33 protein-coding genes are annotated in these 24,319 nt (G+C 37.3%); 7 read left to right on the top strand and 26 right to left on the bottom strand.

The features are described 5' to 3' along the window. The first annotated feature begins 209 nt into the window (after positions 1-209). The 3 genes from JKP73_RS12165 to JKP73_RS12175 all read left to right on the top strand — a co-directional run bounded on the left by JKP73_RS12165 (position 210) and on the right by JKP73_RS12175 (position 1,635). The gene (locus tag JKP73_RS12165) at positions 210-560 is read left to right on the top strand and encodes a hypothetical protein (RefSeq protein WP_200411274.1); all 351 of its coding nucleotides are present in this window, start codon (positions 210-212) and stop codon (positions 558-560) included. A gap of 340 nt (positions 561-900) precedes the next feature. Beyond that, complete coding sequence (locus JKP73_RS12170; protein ID WP_200411454.1) at positions 901-1,356, top strand: IS3 family transposase; 456 nt, start codon at positions 901-903, stop codon at positions 1,354-1,356. 57 nt (positions 1,357-1,413) lie between these two features. Continuing rightward, the gene (locus tag JKP73_RS12175; RefSeq protein WP_200411275.1) at positions 1,414-1,635 is read left to right on the top strand and encodes an IS3 family transposase; all 222 of its coding nucleotides are present in this window, start codon (positions 1,414-1,416) and stop codon (positions 1,633-1,635) included. A 57-nt stretch (positions 1,636-1,692) separates the two neighbouring features. Here JKP73_RS12175 and JKP73_RS12180 read toward each other — a convergent pair whose 3' ends face one another. Then, a complete protein-coding gene (locus tag JKP73_RS12180; RefSeq protein ID WP_200411276.1) occupies positions 1,693-2,124 on the bottom strand; it encodes a CHRD domain-containing protein in 432 nt (143 codons plus the stop codon). Positions 2,125-2,435: 311 nt separating this feature from the next. Between JKP73_RS12180 and JKP73_RS12185 the strand changes: the two genes are divergently transcribed. From JKP73_RS12185 to JKP73_RS12200, 4 genes are all read left to right on the top strand, one after another. After that, positions 2,436-3,698: a hypothetical protein gene (locus tag JKP73_RS12185; RefSeq protein ID WP_200411277.1), complete on the top strand. Its 1,263-nt coding sequence runs from the start codon at positions 2,436-2,438 to the stop codon at positions 3,696-3,698. Positions 3,699-3,725: 27 nt separating this feature from the next. After that, positions 3,726-4,067 (top strand): hypothetical protein, encoded by a 342-nt coding sequence (locus tag JKP73_RS12190; RefSeq protein WP_200411278.1) that lies wholly within the window; start codon positions 3,726-3,728, stop codon positions 4,065-4,067. 771 nt (positions 4,068-4,838) lie between these two features. Next, positions 4,839-5,276 (top strand): trypsin-like serine peptidase, encoded by a 438-nt coding sequence (locus JKP73_RS12195; protein ID WP_200411279.1) that lies wholly within the window; start codon positions 4,839-4,841, stop codon positions 5,274-5,276. Between the two features lie 101 nt (positions 5,277-5,377). Beyond that, complete coding sequence (locus JKP73_RS12200; RefSeq protein WP_200411280.1) at positions 5,378-5,770, top strand: DUF3221 domain-containing protein; 393 nt, start codon at positions 5,378-5,380, stop codon at positions 5,768-5,770. A 118-nt stretch (positions 5,771-5,888) separates the two neighbouring features. Here JKP73_RS12200 and JKP73_RS12205 read toward each other — a convergent pair whose 3' ends face one another. From JKP73_RS12205 to JKP73_RS12325, 25 genes are all read right to left on the bottom strand, one after another. Beyond that, positions 5,889-6,668, bottom strand: a complete 780-nt coding sequence (locus tag JKP73_RS12205; protein WP_200411281.1) for an N-acetylmuramoyl-L-alanine amidase — start codon at positions 6,666-6,668, stop codon at positions 5,889-5,891. A 53-nt stretch (positions 6,669-6,721) separates the two neighbouring features. Next, the gene (locus tag JKP73_RS12210) at positions 6,722-6,958 is read right to left on the bottom strand and encodes a phage holin (protein WP_200411282.1); all 237 of its coding nucleotides are present in this window, start codon (positions 6,956-6,958) and stop codon (positions 6,722-6,724) included. Positions 6,959-6,970: 12 nt separating this feature from the next. After that, positions 6,971-7,246 carry a hemolysin XhlA family protein gene (locus tag JKP73_RS12215; RefSeq protein WP_200411283.1) on the bottom strand — a complete coding sequence of 92 codons (276 nt, stop codon included), beginning with the start codon at positions 7,244-7,246 and terminating at the stop codon, positions 6,971-6,973. 126 nt (positions 7,247-7,372) lie between these two features. Then, on the bottom strand, positions 7,373-7,534 hold the full coding sequence (locus tag JKP73_RS12220; RefSeq protein ID WP_200411284.1) for a hypothetical protein: 162 nt from the start codon (positions 7,532-7,534) through the stop codon (positions 7,373-7,375). 14 nt (positions 7,535-7,548) lie between these two features. Continuing rightward, positions 7,549-10,587 (bottom strand): phage tail spike protein, encoded by a 3,039-nt coding sequence (locus JKP73_RS12225; protein ID WP_200411285.1) that lies wholly within the window; start codon positions 10,585-10,587, stop codon positions 7,549-7,551. 1 nt (position 10,588) lies between these two features. After that, the gene (locus JKP73_RS12230; protein ID WP_200411286.1) at positions 10,589-10,924 is read right to left on the bottom strand and encodes a phage distal tail protein; all 336 of its coding nucleotides are present in this window, start codon (positions 10,922-10,924) and stop codon (positions 10,589-10,591) included. After that, positions 10,921-11,403, bottom strand: coding sequence for a coiled-coil domain-containing protein (locus JKP73_RS12235; RefSeq protein ID WP_200411287.1), 483 nt, complete (start codon positions 11,401-11,403; stop codon positions 10,921-10,923). Before JKP73_RS12235 ends, JKP73_RS12230 begins: the two co-directional genes overlap by 4 nt. After that, the gene (locus JKP73_RS12240) at positions 11,396-11,932 is read right to left on the bottom strand and encodes a distal tail protein Dit (protein WP_200411288.1); all 537 of its coding nucleotides are present in this window, start codon (positions 11,930-11,932) and stop codon (positions 11,396-11,398) included. The genes JKP73_RS12235 and JKP73_RS12240 overlap by 8 nt, the downstream gene beginning before the upstream one ends. Before the next feature lie 10 nt (positions 11,933-11,942). Then, entirely contained in the window at positions 11,943-14,591 is a 2,649-nt protein-coding gene (locus JKP73_RS12245) for a hypothetical protein (protein WP_200411289.1), read from the bottom strand. 4 nt (positions 14,592-14,595) lie between these two features. Continuing rightward, entirely contained in the window at positions 14,596-14,889 is a 294-nt protein-coding gene (locus JKP73_RS12250) for a hypothetical protein (protein ID WP_200411290.1), read from the bottom strand. A 65-nt stretch (positions 14,890-14,954) separates the two neighbouring features. Beyond that, positions 14,955-15,329, bottom strand: coding sequence for a tail assembly chaperone (locus tag JKP73_RS12255; protein WP_200411291.1), 375 nt, complete (start codon positions 15,327-15,329; stop codon positions 14,955-14,957). Between the two features lie 71 nt (positions 15,330-15,400). Next, the gene (locus JKP73_RS12260) at positions 15,401-16,033 is read right to left on the bottom strand and encodes a phage major tail protein, TP901-1 family (RefSeq protein WP_200411292.1); all 633 of its coding nucleotides are present in this window, start codon (positions 16,031-16,033) and stop codon (positions 15,401-15,403) included. Positions 16,034-16,044: 11 nt separating this feature from the next. Beyond that, positions 16,045-16,434 (bottom strand): hypothetical protein, encoded by a 390-nt coding sequence (locus JKP73_RS12265; protein ID WP_200411293.1) that lies wholly within the window; start codon positions 16,432-16,434, stop codon positions 16,045-16,047. Continuing rightward, positions 16,434-16,784, bottom strand: a complete 351-nt coding sequence (locus JKP73_RS12270; protein ID WP_200411294.1) for an HK97-gp10 family putative phage morphogenesis protein — start codon at positions 16,782-16,784, stop codon at positions 16,434-16,436. The genes JKP73_RS12265 and JKP73_RS12270 overlap by 1 nt, the downstream gene beginning before the upstream one ends. Continuing rightward, the gene (locus JKP73_RS12275) at positions 16,775-17,086 is read right to left on the bottom strand and encodes a hypothetical protein (protein ID WP_200411295.1); all 312 of its coding nucleotides are present in this window, start codon (positions 17,084-17,086) and stop codon (positions 16,775-16,777) included. The genes JKP73_RS12270 and JKP73_RS12275 overlap by 10 nt, the downstream gene beginning before the upstream one ends. Continuing rightward, a complete protein-coding gene (locus JKP73_RS12280) occupies positions 17,086-17,421 on the bottom strand; it encodes a phage head-tail connector protein (RefSeq protein ID WP_200411296.1) in 336 nt (111 codons plus the stop codon). The genes JKP73_RS12275 and JKP73_RS12280 overlap by 1 nt, the downstream gene beginning before the upstream one ends. A gap of 12 nt (positions 17,422-17,433) precedes the next feature. Next, positions 17,434-17,748, bottom strand: a complete 315-nt coding sequence (locus JKP73_RS12285; protein WP_200411462.1) for a collagen-like protein — start codon at positions 17,746-17,748, stop codon at positions 17,434-17,436. A gap of 79 nt (positions 17,749-17,827) precedes the next feature. Further along, entirely contained in the window at positions 17,828-18,877 is a 1,050-nt protein-coding gene (locus JKP73_RS12290; RefSeq protein WP_200411297.1) for a major capsid protein, read from the bottom strand. A 2-nt stretch (positions 18,878-18,879) separates the two neighbouring features. After that, on the bottom strand, positions 18,880-19,215 hold the full coding sequence (locus JKP73_RS12295; RefSeq protein ID WP_200411298.1) for a hypothetical protein: 336 nt from the start codon (positions 19,213-19,215) through the stop codon (positions 18,880-18,882). Between the two features lie 14 nt (positions 19,216-19,229). After that, a complete protein-coding gene (locus JKP73_RS12300) occupies positions 19,230-19,865 on the bottom strand; it encodes a capsid assembly scaffolding protein Gp46 family protein (protein ID WP_200411299.1) in 636 nt (211 codons plus the stop codon). Between the two features lie 171 nt (positions 19,866-20,036). Next, positions 20,037-20,177: a hypothetical protein gene (locus JKP73_RS12305; protein WP_200411300.1), complete on the bottom strand. Its 141-nt coding sequence runs from the start codon at positions 20,175-20,177 to the stop codon at positions 20,037-20,039. Further along, positions 20,174-21,127: a minor capsid protein gene (locus JKP73_RS12310; RefSeq protein ID WP_200411301.1), complete on the bottom strand. Its 954-nt coding sequence runs from the start codon at positions 21,125-21,127 to the stop codon at positions 20,174-20,176. Before JKP73_RS12310 ends, JKP73_RS12305 begins: the two co-directional genes overlap by 4 nt. Before the next feature lie 9 nt (positions 21,128-21,136). Next, entirely contained in the window at positions 21,137-22,555 is a 1,419-nt protein-coding gene (locus JKP73_RS12315; RefSeq protein WP_200411302.1) for a phage portal protein, read from the bottom strand. Positions 22,556-22,573: 18 nt separating this feature from the next. Beyond that, on the bottom strand, positions 22,574-23,854 hold the full coding sequence (locus JKP73_RS12320) for a PBSX family phage terminase large subunit (protein ID WP_200411303.1): 1,281 nt from the start codon (positions 23,852-23,854) through the stop codon (positions 22,574-22,576). Further along, complete coding sequence (locus tag JKP73_RS12325; RefSeq protein ID WP_200411304.1) at positions 23,847-24,293, bottom strand: terminase small subunit; 447 nt, start codon at positions 24,291-24,293, stop codon at positions 23,847-23,849. The genes JKP73_RS12320 and JKP73_RS12325 overlap by 8 nt, the downstream gene beginning before the upstream one ends. Positions 24,294-24,319: the final 26 nt, after the last annotated feature.

Consider the following 24,319-nt stretch of genomic DNA (forward strand, 5'->3'; position numbering starts at 1 on the left):
TAATTAATTATTTCCACCAATTTGGGTGGCAGCAGGGTGGATAACTATTATTTTTTAAAAACTTCCTTATTATATAATGAAAAAAGAAATAATAGATTATCTAATGATTATATTACTAGTTCTTAATAGGATAATCATTTGTTGTTTGTAACATTTGCCTATGAGTTGAATATTCTATGAATGAATAACACATAGGGAGGAATGATACAATGCACCATCAGTATAATCCGCACCATGAAATGCATTATGATCAAGGATACAATATGGATAATAACCCACACAAAAAACAAATGTATGAAACGTGTAAAAATTACTATTTATATTTTGTGCAAATTCAAACAATGGATGGGCAGACTTATGAAGGAATCATTGAAGATGTAGATAAAGACAGTGTAACATTGCTTATGCCATATGGCGATATGGAAAGAGAAGAAGAAATAGAACGGCAATACGGCTTTGGATATGGTGGGTTTGGGTACCCTAGAAGGTTTCGTCGTTTTAGACGCTTCCGATTCCCATTTTTCGGATTAAGTCGTTTATTTTTCCCATATTTTTACTAAAATCACCCTTTGAATTGTTTCCCCTTCACAGGTTAATTTTGGGAATTGATTTAATTTATGGATTTTGAAATGATTGATGTTAATTGTCCTTAACCCAAGGTTGGAGCTATGAAAATAAAGACTCTTTACCTTGAAATAATGTTCTTTACTGAATAGGCTCTCCCACCTTCCCAATTGGGGGCATATCTGAAATAAGAGATAACACCAAACCTAGCATTATCTAGATATTTAATGATAGAAGGCTTATTGAACGAAAAAAACACGACACTTTAATAGGGATATACCTTTATCATATTAAAAATGTTGACAGAGAAGATCCGGACTCAGAATTTAAAAAAACATTACGGATTTATTTGAAAAGTTTCATGAACGTTATGGTTATAAACGGATTATGAAAGAATTAAAGAAATTAGGACATTCTATTAACCATAATAAAAAAGTGTATCGCATTATGCGAGAATTGGGATTAAAATGTGTGAAATTCATGAGGAAATCTCGTGAATACAATTCTTATAAGGGGAACGTTGGAAAAGTAGCGAAAAACAGATTATCCCGCCGCTTTTGCACACCTATCCCTCTACAGAAATTAGTAACCGATATGACAGAATTCAAATGTCTAGCCGAAGAGAAATTATATTTAAATCCGATTCATGACCTTTATAACGGGGAAATTATTACTTATGGTATCAAGAAACGCCCCACGTTAGATCTTGTCATGGAACCGTTAAAGGAAATCATAGAGATAGTAAAGAATCGTGCAACCTATCGCACCACCATTCATTCCGATCAAGACTGACATTACCAGCACAACCAATGGGTAAGGGCATTAAAAAAAAATAAATTATTCCAAAGCATGTCACGTAAAGCAACCTGCGCAGACAATGCTTCGATGGAGAATTTCTTTGGTATTTTAAAACAAGAAATGTATTATGGGGAAGAATTAGTAAGCTATGAAGAATTAAAAAGGCGGATTGAAGAATATATCTACTGGTACAACCATAAACGATTAAAAGAAAAATTGGCCGGGTTAAATCAAGTCGAATACCGAACACACCCCAGCCAATCAGCTGCATAATAGAAACGCTAACTTTTAGGGGGGGAGCCACCTATGTTTGACGCTCTTTTTTCATGATTAATAGTGTGGTACAATTTGACCTCTAATCTCCCCAGCGGGATTTTGTTCAGTATGAGCATTTACATACGTTATCTCCTGTTCCATAACATTTATTAAATCTTCTACAGTCCTTATTCCAACCTCATTTGGTACAATGTCATCATCAGTAATAATGCCAGTAACAACCCCCTTCTGAGTCGTGATGCCATTCTGTTCCTCAAGTGTTTCAAGGTTAGCCCCAAATAAAAAAACTACTACTGGCCCATTTTCTGCCCGTTCACCAAAGTGGATGTGCGCCTGAATGAAATTTCTAATATTTCTAACTTCTAGAAAAAACTTTAATTTAGTTCTTTTTCTATTTGCTACAAATTTTGCAATACCAAAAGCATCCGTATTAACCGGAGGGACTTCGTTATCTCCTTTCAATCTAGCTCTAAAGAATTTTTGCATGTTATCACTTTCCTTCCGTATAATTACTACAGTTTATGTATGGACATATTGGTCTGTATAGTATTAAATCCTAATATTGGGAGTGATTAGTACTTAGAAAAGCTCACACCTCGATACCTATCGTTCTTAATAAATTAATACTGAAATTTAAATATAATTGCCTCAATCTTTTTCAACTACAATTCTCTTTTCTTTTCCTTATTTATTTAGACATCTACACAATCCTTTCTTTTACCCACACATAGGATAATACATACTCTATATATAGTAGTGGACAATTCATATAGGTTAATGAGAAAGGGGGAAAAACTTTGACTTATGGAAAGACTTGCAACGGTTGTAATCGGTATCCATGTAAAAATAAAGAAAAATGTCATAAAACTACAAAAAAAGGATCGAATTTTAAACAGGATCTAGATCAACTTAGTATTCAAGATGGGGCTGAACAAGAAACCGATCAAGAGCAAAACACTGCTCAAGTTCCTATCCAGGACGGTTCAGATATGGATACAGACCAAGATCAAATTACTGCTCAAGTCCCTATTCAAGATGGTTCAGACATGGATACAGACCAAGATCAAATTACTGCTCAAGTCCCTATTCAAGATGGTTCAGACATGGATACAGACCAAGATCAAATCACTGCTCAAGTCCCTATTCAAGATGGTTCGGAACAGGATCTAGATCAAGATCATATTACAGCTCAAGTTCCTATCCAAGACGGATCTGAATTAACGCAAACACAAATGCAAGATCAAAACCAAGATGAAGACCAGCTTCAATTGATGGGAGATCAAAGTCAAGAGCAAGGAATGCAAATGATTGAAGGCCATACGAATGCATCACCACTTAATAACAGTCAAACAATTGATACTTCAGTAAGTGGCGTCACTGTCAATACCACTGTAAAGTGTGGATGTTCCATTGATGAAGATGAGGACGATAAACATTGCAATAGATGTTGCAATAAGCATTGTAGAGACAAAATGAGATTTTCAGAAGATTGCTGTGCGAGAGATCTCGCCAAGTTATTAAATCAAGTACGAATTGCACAAAGCGAAATTGAAGATCCAGCAGATCAAGGAGTTGATATCTTTAACGATGGTACTCTTCCATTATCTAATCCAGCTCTAAACCAACTAATTACTATGGTTAACTGTGATACCGTCACATTTCGCCCTGCAGAATCAGTTACTCCCACTCCTAACACTACCCTTCAAATAGATAATGTAACAGGCATTCAAGCAACTGATAATCCTTTGTCGGAAAGTGATATTTTTGACTTTTTACTTTCACTGGGGGCAACTTGCTCCAATGGTGATGACGATGAAGACGACTTTAATTGCAAAAGAAAGAAATTATGTTGTGAAGGAGAAATCCTAAATAACCTGAGGGCAGCACAAACTTTTGCATTAGAGATTAACCTTCTCATCACCGGAATGGACACAGTTGTTGAAGATGTGTTTGTATATAACATCTGTGATTGCATTGCATTCTTTGTTGATGACTTAATTGAGCCAACAACAATTTATGCATTTTCAGTTTGTGATATCGGTGGTTACACAGTATCTTAATTACTAACAAAAAGGAGGATCTTGCATATGGAAAATACAGAAAATAAGAAAAATCATTCGTTTTCGATTTCCTCAAATGTGTCTAGAAACAACTCAAACGAAAATGTAACTATTAATGATGAGAATGTATCTATCAATGATGAGGAATTAGAAAAAGAAATAGCCGATTATGTAAAAGCCACTATCGGAGAGTTAAAAGCTAATTTAAATAAGCAAAAAGAAGATTTTAAATCTTTAATCAAGCAAAATACAATGAATCAGAAAGAAATCATCAAAACTACAGCGAAAAATACAGGAGAAACTATCGGGCAAAACAACAAAAAAGTACAGAATGCACTGGAAGAAGAACAGAATGAAAATGAAGAATAAAACTGGATAGGCTAGACATAGGGTGTTTTTGCATATCCCCTCGAAAAGGTGGAATAAGTAAAATCAGCAACCCGCAAATTGAATTTCTGCTAGACATTTAAGTATTTTTTGACCCTTCTATAAAAAGTGTTGCTTTTCATCCCCACTCTTATCACGGCTTCGACAGCCGTGATATACTTTGTTTCCTTTCGGGATAAACGGCTATAAATGTATCACGATCACGTATTTTTTCTCCCAAAACTTAACGCCATTTTACTTAGCTGTTCGAATCCCTTCTTCTTGACGTTCTCTTGTCCTCTTCCAATCTCTATCGCCACTGAAGAAGGTAATACCAACCCTAACAACATGTTAACATTGGATGGAGAAGTAATTAAATTTGAAGACTATAAAGATAAAACTAAAACAGATACAATTACCAACATAGAACCTACTGAGCCTAAATACAATAACCCTTTTGAAACATAAATGAAATTAATTATAAATAAATAGAAAATTCTGCTATTGGCATTTCAAATACGATAAAAGAAATAACCCCATTTGCTGTAATTGAATTGGTAGCGATGGAAGAGAAAAGGTTAATAATACTGACGTGATGCCATACAGAGCAATCTCGTTCATATCTTTAACATTTCAGAATGAGAAATCTGGTACTTGTACTGGCATACTGGCACAGTATCTCATTGCCTTGATCATCTAGATCATGGATTAACTGTTGACTCTACTGTTTATCCTGCAGTTTATAATAGTCATTATAGTTATGGCGCATGAATAATGGAGGAAGCATATATACCAAAAGGTTGGTCAGATAATTACGATCTAGAATATGATTATGCAGTTATAAAAGTACGACCCATAGGTGATTTTCATGTAGGTGAAGTCACTGGGACGCTTGGTCTGACAGATCAGCGTAATCTAGATTCTGAGACTCTTAGCATCTTTGGATATCCAGGAGATTTAATGAGTGAGGATAATCAGATATCTCAGTGGGGAATGTCTGGTTCTGTTTACAATTGGAATCAAGATATGGTTTATTATAAAATTGATACAAATGGCGGACGATCAGGATCTCCTATGTTAAATAATCAAAACGAAACTATTGGTGTGCATAGAGGTAGTTGGCTTGATTCGGAAACAGGAGAATCTATATACAATGGTGGACCAAAAACTGACGATGAGTTGATAACTTTTGTACTCACAATAGCACCGTAGTACAACTCTATAGAAAAAGAAAAGAATCTCATATCAAATAGGATGATGTCGAACATTATCCTATTTGATATGTATAAAACAATATTTGGAGGTTATGAAGTTTGTTAAGAAAAAGCGTGTCTCTTTGTTATTTAATCATATTATTAATTTCTGTTGTAGGTTGTGCTGCCAATGAAAATCAACAAAAGGACCTAAATCAAGATTTCTCGCTAAAAAATCTACCTAGAGATGCAGGAAAAGAAGGTTATGTAATACAAAAAGGCGAAACTACTTTTTTATTTGCACCTACTTGGCAAGAGGAATTGTTGGAAAAATATGAAGAGAGTAAATTGGGAATAAACTATCCAGATGCAATGTCTGTGAATTTATCAGATGTAGATATTAATTTAGTTGAGATAGAAGTAGGTCAGCCAATACGAGTGTGGTTTGATAGTATATTGGAAGGTTGGCCTCCTAGTGGACATGCCGTTAAAATAGAAATTATAGAAAAATAAATAGCCCTAGCCAACTAAGGATGGGGCTATTTTTAATTACCTTACTCTCATCTACTTACTACTCGCAGTCACATTTAAAGTTAAAAACTCTCATCCCCAAAAAGGCAGGGCGTATTCTCTACTTCGTATAATATCTTACATAATTCGGATTAGCAGTAATATATAAACCACTCTTAATCTGATACATGTGACCGCCACCTACTGGAAACTTGTCCCGAATGACAGTAAACACTTCATCCTTATTTACAATAACAGCTTTGTCATCCCAATTGGCTGTATTGTATGTCCATAAAGAATCTGCAAGTATTTCCACATACCCTTGCTCTCCGTCATTTCCACCATCCTTGCGACTTAATCCTAATGCACTTGCTAATCCTTCTGCATGACCTCTTGCAATTTTAGTTAGGAATGCATCAGATTTTAAAGCTGCAGCAGCAGCATCAGAAGCGTTGTCAATGAACCCATTCTCTGTAAGAACGGCTGGCATTGCTGATTCTCTAACCATGTGGAAGTTAGCTTCTTTTTTACCTCGATCTCTGAATTCCGTTTCAGCCACAATAGCATTATGCACAATTCCGCGTAAACGGTTGGTTTCTGCTTTTCCTGGATAGCTTCCATTATAGGTGTATGATTCAAATCCTGTACCTCCACCAGCATTAATGTGGATAGAAACAAGGTAATCCGCACCCCAATTATTCGCCATATTTGTACGGAATGACAAGGTTACTGATTGATCAGTCGTACGAGATAACATTAAAGAATGACCTTCATACTCATTATTAAGAATGTTACGTAGCTTAAGAGCAATCTCTAAAGTAAGGTCCTTCTCTTTTAATCCATTTGCTGTTGCTCCTGGATCAGAACCACCATGTCCTGCATCAATAAATAATTTTGTCATAAATAAACCTCTCCTTTTTTTGAATAATAATAAGGCACCCATTAATGAGCACCTTATTTCTTAATTAACCCTTGTGCTTGTAATGCTTTCTTTTGAAGTCCGCCTTTTGCAGTTACATAGTTATTCTTAAACCATGCCCATGCACTAGCTGCAGCAGTGATAATCATTGTAATGATTTCTCCCCATATTTCTTCTGTACCAGGGATTGGATTTAATCCAAAGGTAACTAGAAACTGGTTAGCTAATGCCAAAAACAATACAAGTGTACGTACTAGAGTTGCTTTGTCCATGTTCTCACCTCCTTAAAATATAGTTGTAAATAATAAAGTTAAAAAGCCACCGATCACGCCTGTTATAACGGCAGTCACGATAGCTTTTGTTACCATTCTCCTTATCCACTTTGTATCATCTTTTATTTCTTCCAACGTTTTACGTAAAGAGAATATCTCTTTATCATGTTCTCTATCTTTGTACTGAAGATCTCTGATGTCACTTTTGATGACTTCTTGGTCTTTCTTTATGTTTTCAATATCTTTCTGTACAGTGTTTTGCCAAAGATCCACATGTTCCTCCTTCAATGCTCGACCCCCTAACTTACTATTTATCTAACGAAGATCATTAATGACTCTTCTTGACACCTTATTTGATGAGTCAGAGGGCATTTATATCCCTATGCCCTCGTCCCCCTACATAAAAATAACGCCTTATTTGGCGTTTGCATCATCTTTATTATTTTCTTTAAGCTGTTTAAGTTCCTCTTGTTGAGCTGCAATAATCGCTTCATGGTATGCCTTTTCTTGTGATAATATCGATACTTGATTAGATAATGAATTTACAACATACTGCAAATTAACTTCTTGTTCCATTTAAACCACTCCTTCTAGTTTTTCAATAGGTCTTTCAATGACTTGACTTCCTTTTTAAGAGAAACAATTTCATTCTCATTCAAATCGATTCTTTCTGTCTGATGTTGTAATGAACCTGCGATAACATTTAAATAATTGTCTTGAACAATAGCTTCCCCTTCAATATCCAACAATTCATTAGGGCAATCTTCAGCTATCGGTCCATAACTTTCTTTTCGTAAAGTGCTATTCCCATCATCATTTATATAATGGTAACGTTTAATATCTATTTGATTGAAAATATGTTGTGCTGTTTCTGGTAAGAGATCTCGTATATTTTCCTTTTTATCCCTCGTCGATAACTTGTGTAATTCATAATAATGTAAATGATTTGTATAGACTCTCCACAGTCGAAAATTTGTAGTTCCAACATACCCCCAACCACTTTGAGAAGGTTCTAAAACAGGATTTTCGTTTTTAGTACCCGAAAGTCTTCCCAGAAAACGGAAGTACCTCGATTGAAAGCCGTTCATCCCTTCCCCTCTCATTACAAATCGATGTTGCCTAGCATAATAAATTGTGTTTTTCGTATAATGGGTACGCAATTCCATGCCTACTTCTCTGGCATTACTTCCAACCACAAATGTGTTGTTAACGTTCATTCCAACTCCTGCAGAAACATGTCCTGAACCACCGAAAAAACGAATGGTACTAGGATCTGATTCTCCTTTTCCGCCTATATCTCTAATACCGATATGAATACGGACATTTCCATTATTATCAACCGACTCAAATCCTTTATCATTCATTTGTATAGCTTGATTACCATCTGTAACCCGTACGGTTACCTTATTGGCATCAATAACACCTGCATTAATTTTAGCTGCGTTAACACTCTGTATCATAGCATTGGTGATCTTTACATTAGCGATCTTGGCAAAATCAATATTGGCATTCCCGGCAATCAATTCATTGGTAATCACACCATCTTTAATATAGACCTTTCCATTTTTCACAAGTAAATCGCCATCGATCTCTATTCGTTCCGCTTTTAATTTAATGCTTTCAGGAGATTGATTGATAGATGAAATAACCCCATTCTTACTAACTTTCGATACAATTTCATCAGCGTTCAATTTAATCGATGATTCAGCTTCAGAAACCCGAGTGGTCATGTCTTCCATATCAGCGTTGTATATTTTTTCTTTTACACTTAATGCAATACCTTCTGCATTCTCTTGAATGGTCGATTGATTTTTTTGTATTTGAACGCCTTGTTCTTCAACATTCGTTTCAAGGGTGGATACATTTAACGCTATTTCTTCTGCATTTTTCTCGATCGAGCTTACTTTTTGATTGTATTTTTCCTGATCAACAGCACCTATATGCTCTGGGTTGGTTGGTGCTAACGGAATCCATTCTTTCTTGGTTTTATCCCATTGATACAACATTCTAGGACTCTCTGAAGTGTTCACCCAAAATTTATATTCTGAAGGGCTTGGGGCTGTACCTCCTTCATAGATGCCATACTCTATAAAATCAGGAACAATATGCTCCAAATCAGGCAAGTCAAGTTGAGCTGTAGAAGCACTAACTTGTTCCGAGTAATCACTAGTTGTCCCATGCGTATTCATTGCTCGTACTCGGAAATACCACTTTTCATCTGTATCTGCACCGTAATTGTAGCCGCCTACTTTCCCACGAAAAACAAGATTCGTAGGATCAGGTGCAAATCCATTTGTTTGACTTGCATAGACTTCATAGGCAGCTATTGCATACGTTGACTCAAAATCCCATGACAACATAATCCCTTTGAATAAGCCTTCTGCCTTAACGTTGGTAGGGACATTTGGTTTTATATCTGGAAACTTGTCGTCTGTAATTGGACCGCCACCAGCATCCCAATTCCCTGCATTATCTTTTACCTTATCGATGACCCAATCAATCCCGGAATCGTCCGAGTTTAAATCTAGTATATTACCTAAAACAAGCTTGCCATCTCTCGGATTTCCAATGTCATACTCCCAAGACATAATACGTGCTTCAATGAGTACCATTGGCTTGATGCCTTTATCTCGTGCAATCCCTGTATCCCCTAGAAAGACTTGTTCATGTTCATAGCCTGCAATGCCATAAAACGTGAGTATATCCATTTTATATTGAGCTTTTGGTTCTTTTTCATCTTGAACAGCTTGCCATGTTTTTTCTAAAAGAACCTCTGGATCTTCTTCGTCATTATCTTCAAACGGACCAAAACGGTGCATCATCTTTCCTGTGTCATGATCCGGTATACCATGCTTTTCTCTCGCTTCGGGATCTCCCACCCATTCCTGCCCTTTGGGTTTATCTACAGGATCACCTTTTTCCTTTGACCAAACCACATCACGAAACGTAATTTTTCTTGTGTGACCTTCATTTTCTGTTTGTAACGAAGAACCTTTTCCATAAAGCGCCGTTTTAGGATAATACAGCACTGTTCTTGTGATATTCTTAATATCTTTGCCAATCTCAAACCGTTTTCCTGTATCCGACCCTTTTCTGTGAACAATATCTATATATCTTCCAGCTATCCTATTGCCTTCAATCTCAATACGATCAACAATTTCTCCGCCCCAAATTTTAGTCAATTCGCCTAAATACGTGTAGGCATCTTTGAAATAAAAGTTAGTAGAATTCTTGCCTAGTTCTGCCACACTCCCCACTTGCCAACGAGAATTCTCTAAAATGAGTCCAAGCACGTATTTTGCTGTACGATCTTGCGGTCTACGTTCTTCGACTATTACATCGGTTAATTCCTGCATCCCAGGCATACATTTAACGACCTTCTCAGTTGCTTCTCCGTCCTGGTCATCTATCTCACGAATGGTGAACAATCGAAAATTCCCTTTCAAATCACGAAAAGCAACTTGATTTCCACCAATTAAATACGGAGCATCTTCATCAGTCATTGGGAATGAAATGAAAAAAGAGACCGGCTTTTCCACCGTCTCCTTGAATCGTGCTTCTATATAGTTATTGGTGACTGCCAATAAGTTATCGTATTTGTCAAATATGAATAATTTCTCTTTATTCATATTACAGCCACCTTTCCTTGTACTCTACTTCTAATTGCATGGTAGGCACGGTTTTAATTTCATTTTTTTCCGGTTGCAATCTAAAAAAATCGGCATATAATAAATCAACGGCTTTCATTTGTAGTTCACCATTAATGTATACCTTCTCTTTGGCGAAATCGACTATCACCACATCATTCTTTTTAAAGTCATAATGTAGCCGTAATACCTTTTCCTTGCAGCTTAACTGCATATATGGTATTTCATCCTTTATAACGGCGGTAATCATGGGTGCTGTTTCGGCAGTACCTTTGACCTTAACCTCATTCGTCTGTGCTATTTCGATCCAGCGCATCATGCCCCACCCTCTGGCGGTGGCTCTGGTGGATTTAACTGTTCTTCTAACGCCGTTAGTCGCTCACCAAAGTCTACCAACTGCGTTTCCATCATTTCAATTGCTGTTTGATTCTCCTGAGATATTCCTTTTAGACCATCCATCTCACCTTGGATTGTCGTAATTGTTTCGTTTATAGATGTAATATCATTTTTGTTCTTCGTTATATTGCTCTCATTGGTGCTTATTTTCTTGGTATTACTTGCGATGGTTTCTTTATTTGTTTTAACGTTTTTATTTGCGGTATCTAAAGAGGTTTGTAAATCTGAAACATCCTGTTTCGTTTCATCTAAGTTCCCCTGTACCGTAGAAACATTGTCTTGTAAGTTCTTAATGGACGTATCTATCTTCGTTGCATTTTGTGCGAAGTTAGCGATAGAGACATCAATCTTATCCGTTATCTCTGGCTTTACTAGCTTTATATTAGGCGTTGTACTAGCCATTGATCAATCCCTCCCATGTCTGACCTGCATATTCTTCCCATGTGAACTTCTTTAGTGCGATGATTTGATTATGCTTCCCGTACTTAAACGGATCAGAGCATAGAAATGTTAACGTACATACCAATTCATTGCTTGTTTCTTCCGGTGCATCATTCGTTAATAACGTCGCATAAAACGTTGCTTCTTCATCTGTAAACACTAGCGTTTTTTTACTTCCGACTAACAAAGCGTTTAATCTGTTTATGCGTTGTCTTAGCCCTGCATTGGTACGATCAGCTATCTTATATTTCACCTTAATCTCTCGTATATCAAAGGTGGGATCATTGTATTCCAACACTCCGTGCCCTCCGGGAACTTCGGTGGTAGTTATTCGTTGCTTTAAATTCCCACGCCCTTGCACCGTTAGTGTGACAAAACTCCCATTTTCATCCGTTAATACATCATCTAAATTCATCCCATGGAATAGGGTTTGAATAGATAAAGAGGTACTTCGTGTCCCTCTTTCATGTAAATCAACAAAATCGTACATAAAGTACCTCCTACCATTTCATTTTCTCATCGGAGAAAGCATTTCGTTTTTGTTGTTCGTCAATATCATCGACAAATCGAATGAATTCTTGTTTACCAATACGAACATGAATGTACGCAGGCTGTTTCCCAACGCTAACCTCTGTATTTACAGCGTTTTGTACTCGGGCGGTAGCGTTTCGTTTAATTCCTCTCAAACTAGATTTTATCTGTGAAGCTCTGATACTTAAATCTGGATTAAATGATTTTGTTACAGCGTTACTAACAGCCTGAGAAGATTTTTTAACAGATCTTATCTGTTTTAGTATCCCCTCCGAAACACCTGATGTGACCCATCTTCCAACGTCTTTTCTCATTACCTTGGAAGGAGAAGATATGCCAAAGAAACTAGTAAAACTGTTTTTGATTTCTTCACCGATCCCTTTAGCAGCGTTCCATGCAGCTTCTCCCATAGAACCAATACCATTGATAAGCCCTTTGATGATGTCCTTTCCTATATCCATAAGGTCGATATCCTCAAAGAATCCAACAATATTATCCATTATAGTTTCTGCTGTTTTTTTAATGGATTCCCAAGCACCTTCCCAGTCACCTTTAATAATGTCCATGACAGTGTTTATAATGCCGGAGACTAGGTCTATTCCAGTTTGTACGGCAGTCTCAATCACGCCCCAAGCTACTTCAACCACATCCGATATAATCGGCCATACTGTTTCAAATAAACCTTGGATAAAGGATAAAGCATTTTGGATAACCGTCCATATAACACCTGTTACGGTTGAAACCACAGTAGATATGATATTCCATGCTGTTTTTGCGATGCTTACGATAGTATCGCCGTGTGCTGACCAAAATTCTTGGATACGTGTAACTATCTGCTTCACAATATCCCAAACCGTCGTAAGCACTGTTTTTACAACGTTATATACCGCATCCCATGCTTTTTTGGCGATTGATTTAAACTTTTCTTGATTCTCTTGCCACCATGTAACTAATGCTCCAATAACCGTTTTAACAAGGTTAGAGATAAAATTAATAACTGTCGTAAATATATTCTGGATAAACGTCCAAGCTGTTTGAACACCTTGCCTGAAAGCCTCATTCTCTTTCCAAAGTCGGACAAATACGGGAATCAATAATGATAATACACCAATTATAATTCCAATCGGACCAGTCAACGCTATAAATGCTGCTCTTAGCAAAGGTAAAGCTTGAGCGCCTAAACGAGTTACTACGGTTCGAAATTCTGTGAATAAGGGTTTGATCTTTGCCCATATTTTCATAAATACATTGCCTATTGTTGAAAACACACCACTAAATGTTGTTTTCAACAAAAGTAATGGTGGAGCGATAGCTATGGCAGCACCTAGAAATGATGTAAGACCAGCTATAAGTTGTCCTAACCATGGGAAAGATTGCATCATACTATTCGTCCAACTTAGGAATCCATTAACCAGATCAAATAACTTAGATCCAAGGGGAGCCATTCCTTTTCCGAGTTCAATTAAATAGGTGGTTAAATTACCAATTAACGCGATGACCTTAGGTCCGTTTTCTTTTACATAATCGATAAAGGTATGAAATGCCTTCGAATCTTTCAATCCTGCTGTCCATTTCTTGAATTTCTCCGTAAGACCTACTAAACCCGTTTGCATATCTGCAGCGAATGGACCAAATGCAACCATGAGATTCATCATGCCTTGCATAACATTGCCAAATACCTTTCCTAAATTCACCATGGTTGGTTCCACACTTGTATTTAGGAACGTGACAAACGCTTGAAATTCTTTTGTTTGAATGGCTTGTCCCATACTTTTAGATAGCGTATCTACAGCATTAACTGCCCCTTGAAAGGCAGGTTCTAATTGTTTAATGAGTTTCTGCAATCCTTCCAAACTACGAATAAAAACATTCATCACCGGTTTTTCGAATTGCTTAGCGAATTTACTCCAGAACTTACTAAATGATTGAACAGCCTTTAACCCTTTTTGTTGTGATTTGGACAACCCCGCTGTTGCTTGTTCGATTTGTTTTGTTATCTTGGCACGCTCTTCTAAATCGGTTGTGTTTGCTAATTGTTCACGTAACTTTTGAATATCCTCGTTAGCTGCAAACACATCATTTAATGCGGTTGTAGCTACTGACCCAAATGCAACTGCACCTGTTCCTGCTGAAGCAAAAGAAGAAGCTAAACCACCTAATGCTCCCGTTAAACTAGCTATGATAGGAGATAGTGTTGGTAAAAGAGAAAGAAGTCCACCTTTAAATGCATTTGCTGCTACTGTTCCAACTGAATTAATGGTTCTAGCAAGTCTATCCATTTTCTTCTGAAATTCATCTACTTTTGCTTCGAAAGGAATAACGATTTTCTCCCGAGTTAATGCTCTTGCTTTGGCCTGTAATTGTGCAACTTTGCGGAAAAAGCTTACTGTATCTGCATCAATTTCCTTCTCGGCCTTTTCTTTCGTGAAAGCTTCCATCAATTTCTTTGCAACTTTCATATTACGCTTCAATGGTTTGACGTCTGCATTTAACTTGGTATCTTCTACAGATTCGGAAGCTCTTTTGAATTTCTCAGTCACTTCTTTTGCTTGTTCGATGGCTTTCTTAAACTTCCTAGCATTTGCTTTCAATTCTGCCTCGATGGAATAATCAGCCACAACCTCACCCCCTCCGATTATGTTCTAATGCTACTTGCGCCAGTGATAACTGGTTAGGTGATTCCTTTTTGTTCTCAGAGATCTCTTGATCAACTGATTTGATCATTTGATCATAATCAAAGAAATCTTTGAAATCCTTAAACACGTATTCTTCCTTTGGCTTCTTATCTGTTCCTTTGTTTTCTGTAGCTTCGGCATTTCTAATAAGAAAGGCAAGCTTATGCAGCTCGTATTCTTTATCGATTTCTTTATACTCTTGAGCATAACGTTTATATAGAAATTCACTTAAGGTCATCATTTCAACCTCTTTAAGACTTTTTACGTCTAGCTTACGTAAGGCATAGATAACAACCTCATTAAAAGTTAATCCTCTTTCTTTTCTTCCGCCTTCTTCTTTTTCAGTTCCTCTGGAACTAGATTTCGGGTCATAGGTCGCTTCCCCAGTTCTTCAAAGACTTGTTCACCGAATTCTTCAAAACTTACATTTTCAGCGATGTTATCCATTACTTCTTCTAAATCCTCGAAAGACTTCGGTCCTTTTTTGTCATAAGCCGTTGCAGCCTTAATGATCTTTGAAATCGCAATAATGTTCCCAGACTGCAGACGTGGGATTAACATCTCGAGTCCTTGCCCTAGATTCGCCCCTTCTATCTCAAAACCGAGTTCTTTATCAATTTCTGTCAAAGTACGAAGTCCGAATGATAATTCAATTTCTCTACCTTTAAAGTTAATATGCATTTATAATTCCTCCTAAAAAATTAAGTATTAAAAAAGAGAGGGAAACCCCTCTCTAGGTAACGATTAATGATTCACCCAACTTCGCTTCCCCTATGGCTAGGGGTTCCTGAGGGAGTCTCGCCACCTTCTTCTGGTGGTTTGGCCAACCCATCATCTGCGGGATCATCAGCTATTAAATCATGAAACACATAAGATAGTGTCTCGATATCTGCCTCTGGTAACGTGACATAGCCTTTCTGACGAATACCAGATGTTAAGAATGTACCTTCTACCTCTGGATCATCCTCAGCAGGATTCGTTGCCTCCCATTCACTGATATATCCTTGACGATATTCTGCAGCGAATTGCATTTTTTCTGATCCTGTCTCTCCTGTTGTTTTCTTATCGGCAAGATCTACTTCCCACATTTCAACAGGATAATCTTCCACAATGGAATCTTCTAACATCGTAAATGTAGGGTCTTTGACCGATTGCAATGCCGATATAGATACTTCATCTTCTAATGCGGACGAGCCAGACACAGCACCATCTTTTGTTGGCGTTGATTCTCTATCTCGGGAATACGATTTGGAATGTTCCGTTTGAAAAACCAGTTTAGCTGCCTCTTTTGCTTCGCCTAATTCACGAAAATATAATACTTTGTGCACGCCATTCGCTATTTTTGCTGTTTTTGATGTATTAGATTTCTTTGCTGTTTGTGCCATCTTTATCCCTCCTACGTGATTTTGTATTCAACTTGGATAATCCCATGTAGTAAGTTATCCATCGTTGTATTGTCGTACATTTCATTGGAATCTAATGCTAGTAACCTTAAATAATAGTTATCTAGTTGATACAAACGTCTTAATTCCATTTCCAATTTAAAAACCATATCCGAAAATAACGCACGATCATTTGCCATTCCCCAAACATGAACGGTTTGAGATATACGGCTGTTTATAACATCTTTGTTATTAATCACATCGGCACTCGTTACCTCCGCAACATGGACAAATGGATAAGGTGTTTCTTCATCCTTTCCAGGCAAATAATCATACGTATCATAGCCCAGTGCTACTGATTTACTGAATACGGCATTAAACAATTGAACTTTAGGTGAAAGCATTATTTCCCCACCAACCGATCTAAGTCAGATAAAAAGATTTGTTTTTGCTTAAAATAAGCATCATGTAGAAACAATGTTGCTTCCATATATCGAGTACCATAATTTAAATATCCGGCATACTCCGAATTAACAAAAGTTCTGTAATGCATAGAGCCTAATTTATCCGTCATCGTGTTTCGTGCTGTGTGTCCAGTCCAATAACCCTTGTCAAACCGTTGACGCTCTTTGTCGAGTGTTTTTTCGGTCATTTCAATGGTGTTATTCTTTACAATTTCATTTACATCATCTTCGATTTCATCATGCATACGCTCAAATTTAGCCAACAACGCATCGATTCCATCTAGCTCCATTCGCTCACACTCTCCAAATAAAAGACGCTCTCAGACTTATGAGGAATGTGTCTGAGAACGTTATATTTTTGACCATTCATAACAGCTTTATCTGCGTAGTCCTCATATGGACGTTGCAAACGTACGGTGGCAACTTTCTTATTAACGGAACCAAAGACCGCTGCTGTCTTTTCTAATGTCACAGGCGAAGCGTTACAAGGCAATAACACCCCTTCATCGACTTGCACTTCATTTTTGCCAGTCTCCGGATTATATCCCCTGCCTAATGTCTTGTGAAATGTCACTCTATCTGTATACCGCATCAGAAAAACACCACTTTGCCCTGTTTTTCTTCTTGCTTAGGAATATAAGCACTTAGAATCGATAGGTAAGGGGCAAAGTCATCCTCGCTATAAGTAACAGCATGCCCTTCCACTGATTCAGACTTCATCCCCTCACTTCCACGCCTTTGAAATCGAGCAATTGATAGCTCCTCGATAATGAAGTTCAATTCTTCCGGAATATTTGTAAGATCCGTATGCTTTTTTAACCAAAGCTTTAGATGCGATGTGGTATTCGCAATAATGATTTCCAGCGCTTTATCTTGCAAATCATCTTGAATATCTAATACCGTTTTTACATTATCAATCATAGGCATTTATTATCCCTCCTAAGCCTTGGATGGCCAAGGGATATCTTTGGTGGTACCATCTGACAACGTGAAGGTGAGGTTTGTACCATCAGAAGTAATGTCCGTAACACTAACACCCGGATCACCTTTTTCACCCTTGAGAGATGCTAACCATTCTGATTCTGTACCCTCAAACCCGTTATCTTTCGCAATTTGATAAGCACTTTTCCCGTCAGTACCATTTTTTCCGGGATCTCCTTTATTGCCTGCAACATCGATCAAATCATGGAAGTTTTGTTCCGTTGGCACTGCACCAGTCACAAACGTATTTTTTAATTCCTCTTTTGTAGCCATGTTAAAGTATCCTCCTTCTTGTTATTACCCAACTTTTAGGGTTTGTCCAATCTCGGCTTCCCCTATCCCTAGGGGTTCATTAGGGCGTAGAGCCATCTCCTAATACATTCGCAATATAGATCTGATTCGCTGTTGGAAAGGAAGGCATAGCTAAAGCTACAGCTTTCGTCCAACGGGCAACTGGATCATTAGTTGAATAGATTTGAGCAATAACGTTTCCGAAGTTTTGGAAACTTGCTGTGTTCATATAACGCATATTTGCTTCTTCAGGAGTAACACCATGAACTGTTTTTCCTAATTCTCCACCCGGTAGTAATACCAAACTATTTTCAGGGAAGAAACGTTTTGTTGCATAGGAACCGTCATTTTTTTGAACGCGATACACTCGATCGTCAGTAGCTATAGCTGGTAAGCCTTGTTCTTGTAGAAACGAGTTAAGTTCAGCGTTCGTAACAAGGCGAGCACTTTTTACACCAAAAATCCCTCTACGAACAGAATCGTGTCGTTTTAAAGCATTAAATACTTTTCTTGATGTTAGGATACGTTCCGGTGTAACTCCCGAAGACGCAACAACTTGGTTTACAAATCGATCCAGGTCATCAAGGGGATCTGCACTTTTGTCGCTCCACATATCCGTGCCTGTAAGTGTTTCTATTTGACTGTCTTCTACACCATAATCAATCGTTCCAACAAAGTTGTTTTCATTGATGGTTATTTTCCCAGTAGATAGAGCTTCAAAGCGCATCCGCTCAATACGCGTACGTACAGCATTAACCATGTTGTCCACATCGTTATAAATGCGATCAATTACACGTTGTGCTTCAGCATCGGTACGAGCCTGTGTCATGGATTTAATGAGACGCTCCCCCATCTTGATCTTGCGTTTTATCAATGCCGGCTCCATACTCATTTCCTGTAAACCATCACGAGAGCCAACTTGTGATTCTGTATCATAAGAATGTACAGATGCTGATACAGGAGCTGCATTACTTCCTAGTAAATACTTGATTTCAAATTCTTCAGTTCGATCATTCGGGAACAACCCATCTCCAACGGATAGAGGATATTCCCTATTCTGTACATAAGATTGTAAAGCTTCGTCTGTAAGAAATTCTTCAATGTTTGGCATGATTACTGTCCCTCCGTTGCGTTGTATTCTTCAAATTTAATTTCTTTCATGGCTGTTTTGGCTTCTGCAGAAACTTTCTCTGGTAGTCGAGATTCATATACATATCCTTCTACCATAATCCCAGCAGGTTGATCTCCATGCGTTAAATCAATATCGTGTAATAAAATTCCTTCTGCGGTTTCATCATTTGCTGGAAAGACTTTTCCAGCCTTTAGAACCGTACGAGTACCTTCTGATGTTCCCATTGCTTTTTTGGCTGTTCGTGTACGACTAATCATATGGTGACTAGACACAAAAGAAGGTTGGCTATCGTAATTGACTTTCTTTGAAACATACATGTTTTACCTCTCCTTTAAGCCCACAAGTCGGGGGCTTTATTTTTTTGTTGATCCTGTTTATTGCGTAAATCCGCCATGGTATTCGTTTTATTTCTTGAACTTCCACCTGCAGTAGGTGTGTCTTGACGTAATTTTTCTTTGACAGCTTGATTAACAGCTTCATCGAATTGCTTTTTAATAGCTGTAATGCTTACCTTGATCTTCTCATTATCTTGCATACTCAATAGCGACTCAGCAAATGCTATTGGTAGTTCGTTTTCCTTCAAATCAGATTCTATCTCCGATAACAATTGTCTGTTATTAAGTTCACGTTCGCGCTTTTCTAATGCCTCAGCGCGTTTTTTGTAATCGGCTTCTTCCTTTTCTTTCTGAGTAAGCTTTGCATACTCTGCAGCATCTTGTTTTGCTTTTTCAATCTCATCCTGTTTTTGCTTTTCAAGCTTTTCTTGTTGTTTTTTCAAGGCACTATCTACAGCTCTGCTAATCTTACTATCGACTTCTGATTGAGTGAAAGTTTCTTTCTCAGGATCATTTTTTGGATCATCCTTTGGTGGATCAGTTGGCGGATCGTTTGGTTTTGGATCTCCTTCTGCAAAATACTGTAGGTGCATTCTCAATGGTTTTATCTGTTTAGGCATGTCTTTTTCCATTTCATTTCCTCCTATCCCACACACGCATGATTAACTATTTATTTCATGGCACTAAAAAAAGCCCCAGACACGCCATATAAGCCCATCTACGACTAATCGAATGCTATTACTTTATTTAGTTGCTAATGCCCGTGTACGATTTTTTTAGTTTAACGTCTTTACGGACAAATATTATTTATAAGCCTTGCGTTTCTTTTCTTGTGATTGAGCTGATTGAGGTTGGTAAGCTTTTGGTGTTTCATTCATCTTTCTCAATTCTTGATGGATACCCTTTAATGTTTCATTGATTTCAGCTAGTACATGTTGTGTCATAACGTATACTTCCCCTTCCTTTCTTTAAAGAATTTTTCACGCCAATCGCCTAATATAAGAGCTGCGGAACTTCTGCAAAACGGATGCATTGGCGCAGCATTAACACCTGGCTTCATATCTTTTACCTTGAAACGTTTGCCATTTAGACCTCGACAGCGTTTTGTAGTACGATTATCCAGCTTTGCAACAAATTCATATTCAGCCTTTGGATTACCTTCCATGACAGCTTGAAATGATAATCTCATACTTTCTGTTTGAACTCTTGCGGTTTCTGTGATTAATAGCCTTCTAGCTTCAAAGGTTGTTACATCAAAGCGTTCTCTTACTTGTTTTACAAATCGATCGGGATGTACGCCACGTATTATCGAGCTATTGATGATTGTTTCTAACTCATTTCTTAACCCTTTCATGTCATTCCATATTCGAGTGGACCATGTAGCATTATAGAATGATGCAGCAACCAGAGATTTAAGCGTAGATGCAGTAATAGCAATATCGGCACCTAATATTCCTGCTTGTCTTGCCACTTCAGCAATTGCAGCTTGTTCTAAATACGCTTGAAAGGTTTTAACCTGTTCATCTGCCATAGCCACCAAATGAGCGTTTAAATATCTCTTTAATAATTCTTGCCGATTAATACGCATTTTCGTGTTGTATGTGTAAAGCTCCTCATTGGCTTTATCGCTGAAATTCTTTTCTTTAACATATCTTGCAGCAGTCTTTTCAAAAGCTTGCACATCCATTTCAGAAACACGCTTTTTCGCTTCACTCGGAGTTATATTATTCTTTCCTGCATACCTGGTATAAAAAGCATTAATTTCCTTCTCAATTTCACGCAACGCATGCTCGATGATTTCACGAAGCTTAGCTGCTACTTCTTCATCTTTCATTTGTTCTAAAGTAATATTATCCCTTTCACGCTCTACCCAGTAATTTTCCTCTTCTGGCATCTAATCACCTCAATTCTCCATGTAATTAGATATTTGGCTTTTCTGTCGCTCTTTCATTTCTTGTTCAATACGTTTTTGTTCTTCTTCTGGATTTTCAATGATGGATAGAATGTTCAGCTTGGTTTGCTGTGATAACTCTCCACCAAGAGAACTAAACATATCGATTTCATCCTTAAGCGATTTCGGTAAATTAGGGGTAAATGTGATTGAAATATCGTTCACATCAAAGCCACCCTCACTAGCTTTATTTAGAATGTTATTAAGCAATCGATAGCGATCACGTAAAGAACGCTTAAACAATCTTTCCTTTGTTGCTCTAATTTGTTCTAATCCGAATAATTTGTACTTCATGGATTCCCCAGATTGAACACCAGAAAAGTTTTCATCGTTGAGATCAGGTGTATTTGTAAATTTATGAATGTCAGCTTGTACCCTGTCTTTATATTTTTCTACACCAGCAACATCATATTTTTTGTAAATATAGTCTGCGCTGACATTTCCCTCTTTGCCATCTTCATCAATTTCAGGTTCCATATAAAGAAAATTTGCTTCCTTCATCTTTTGTATTTTTTCTCCTGTATCATTGTCCTCCATATAATCCATCATACCGAGACGACCCTTGATAACTAACAAAGCATCATTAAGATCGGTCATATAATTTGCGGTATCTGATTCCGCTGCATCGTATAGATCAATCAAACTTAATACATTTTCAAAATCACCTTGTCTAAATCGATTGTTGGCATATTCAATGACTGGAACAGCTTGAAAATAATGGTCCTTTTCCTCTGGATTTTCTAACTTATAGGATTGCTTATCTTTTACGGAATAGGTATATATTTTATCTTCAGTGTATAATTCAACGATTAATTCTTTGCTGTTCATTTGATCATAGATATAACGGACAGCAGCAATAGGTTTTCTCTCTACCGTATTATCATAAATAACAAAGGTTTCTAACGGACTTAACATGGTAAAACAGTTTTGATCTTCCTTATTTCGATATAACAATTCATAAGCCCGGCCATAGATAGACAAGTCTAAAATCATTTCACTATTATGCGCATCCGCATCATTATCGCGATTAATTTTCTTTAATGTGTCATTAACTGTTTCATCGTTGTGTTGTGTTTTGATTGGTATCCCGACCATATAACCTTGTATAAACTGGCTCACATATTTAGCAAAATTATGTGTTGCTCTATGATCTGCCAAATGCTCCTCTTTTCGGCGTTTCTTTTTTAGGATCGTGGTGTTATTACCTAAATAATAGCTATCCAATTCATCTAATCGTTTACGTTGATACTGCTCATGATGCTGAATCATCTTAGATAAATCGTCTAGATTTTCTAGTAAACTCTCAGCACTCGAATAGGTAAAATGCTTATTTGCTTCTACAGGAAAACGTTGTTTACTTTCACTTGCCATGATAGGATTCCTCCTTTACTAAAAAAATGATTTCAAGGCTTCATATTGTTGGGCTCTGTCTTTCTTCTTACCTAAGTGATAACGCTCCATCGAGTACCTTAAAGCATCCATAATATGGTTGTTTTCATCGACCGGTTCGTTTAACCACTTTCCATCCTTGTCCTGCTTAAACGTGTAAGTATTCAATTCCTCGATGGTATGCGCGCAACTTGGATGTACATAGATTTTAAAGCCTTGCAAGAAGTTCACGCCCTGCATAATACTGTTTGATCCCTTAATTGCTGACCGAATACGCCTTATCCCTTTGTTTCTTAATTCCTGTATCAAGCGTTTTTCCCAATCTGCAGCAATTTTTGATTTCTGTAATCCCTTTTCTATAAGCATTTTGTAAATATCATCGGTTAACATGCCAATTTCATAATGTTCATCATAGACCCATATTTCTTTTTTATCTAAATCGACAACTGAGCTAACGACTGTCGTTGGGTCATTAGTCATACCGAAGTCCATGCCGTGAGTTGTTTCTTGAAGTTGTTTGATCTTTTCTATAGGATCAAATTCTTTGACCTCAAAGTTTTCAAAAACAAGTCCTTCAGCAACGCCCCATTCCCCATCACATACAATTCTTGCACGTCTTGGGTTGGTACGATATAAATCCTCATATCTATCGCGGTCCACATCGTCTAGCCATTCATTAACTCTAAATGTTGTCGTCGTTGCGAACGTATCCTTTTCCTGTGTTTCAGCATCAAAAAAAACCCGCTTTAGCCAGTGTCTTTCTGACCAGGGGTTAAATGTGACAGTTATTTGTTTAAAAAAGTCTTGTGTTTCATATGTTCCACGAATGGACTCTACAACCGTACGAAATTTATCTTCTGTTTCAATCTGGTATGCTTCTTCAAACCAAGCCCAACAAAGAATACCAACATCAACCGTTATTGATGTGATCTTTAGTTCATCATCAAGCCCACGAAACAATATCTTTTGTCCAGTTGGTTTATACGTAATTTCCGGCATACTTTCATTAAATTTAAAAAGATGACTTACTTTCAGCTTATTTGCAGCCCATTTTAAATCGGTGTATGTCGATTGTTTATTGGTATTGGAGAAACGTCTAATTACAAGTATATTAGCCCAAGAATGCTTCATAATCCGATAAATGAAATTGATTGCAGTATTCTTCGATTTCTTACTACCACGAGAACCTTTAACAACTCGGTAAAACTGTTTATTATGCCAGAAACGATTGTAACCTTTTCCGATCTCCTTGGAGACTGAAATATTCACTTGCTTAGTCATCTTCTGGCACATCCTCGACAAATGTCGGGGTGATGTTTTCTACCTGTTGTTTTTCGGTCCACATAGTGTAACGTTTACCGATTAATTCAGCAGCTTTCGTTCTATCACTTGTATCAGATCGCTTTTCATGCTTTTCAACATTAGATCCAAAATCACCATCCCCTACAACCATAAGCACTTCATCAGTAATCTGACCACGCAAAACTGAAGCGAGATATTCCATAACTTCTTGTTGATCAGCTATTTTCTCTGTTTTGATTTCCTCTAATCGGTCATCGATATATGTTTTTATACTCACATTTTCCATTAATTTGCTTGCATTACCTCTAGCGTAAGCCTTACTATAACCAGCATTAACAGCCGACTGATAGATGTTTCCGGTGATGATATACTCATCAGCAAATTTTTGTTGTTTTAATGTTAATTTCTTTTTACTCATGGCATATCACCACCTCCTATGTATTC

The organism is Virgibacillus salexigens (assembly GCF_014905415.1).
Lineage (GTDB): Bacteria > Bacillota > Bacilli > Bacillales > Amphibacillaceae > Virgibacillus > Virgibacillus salexigens.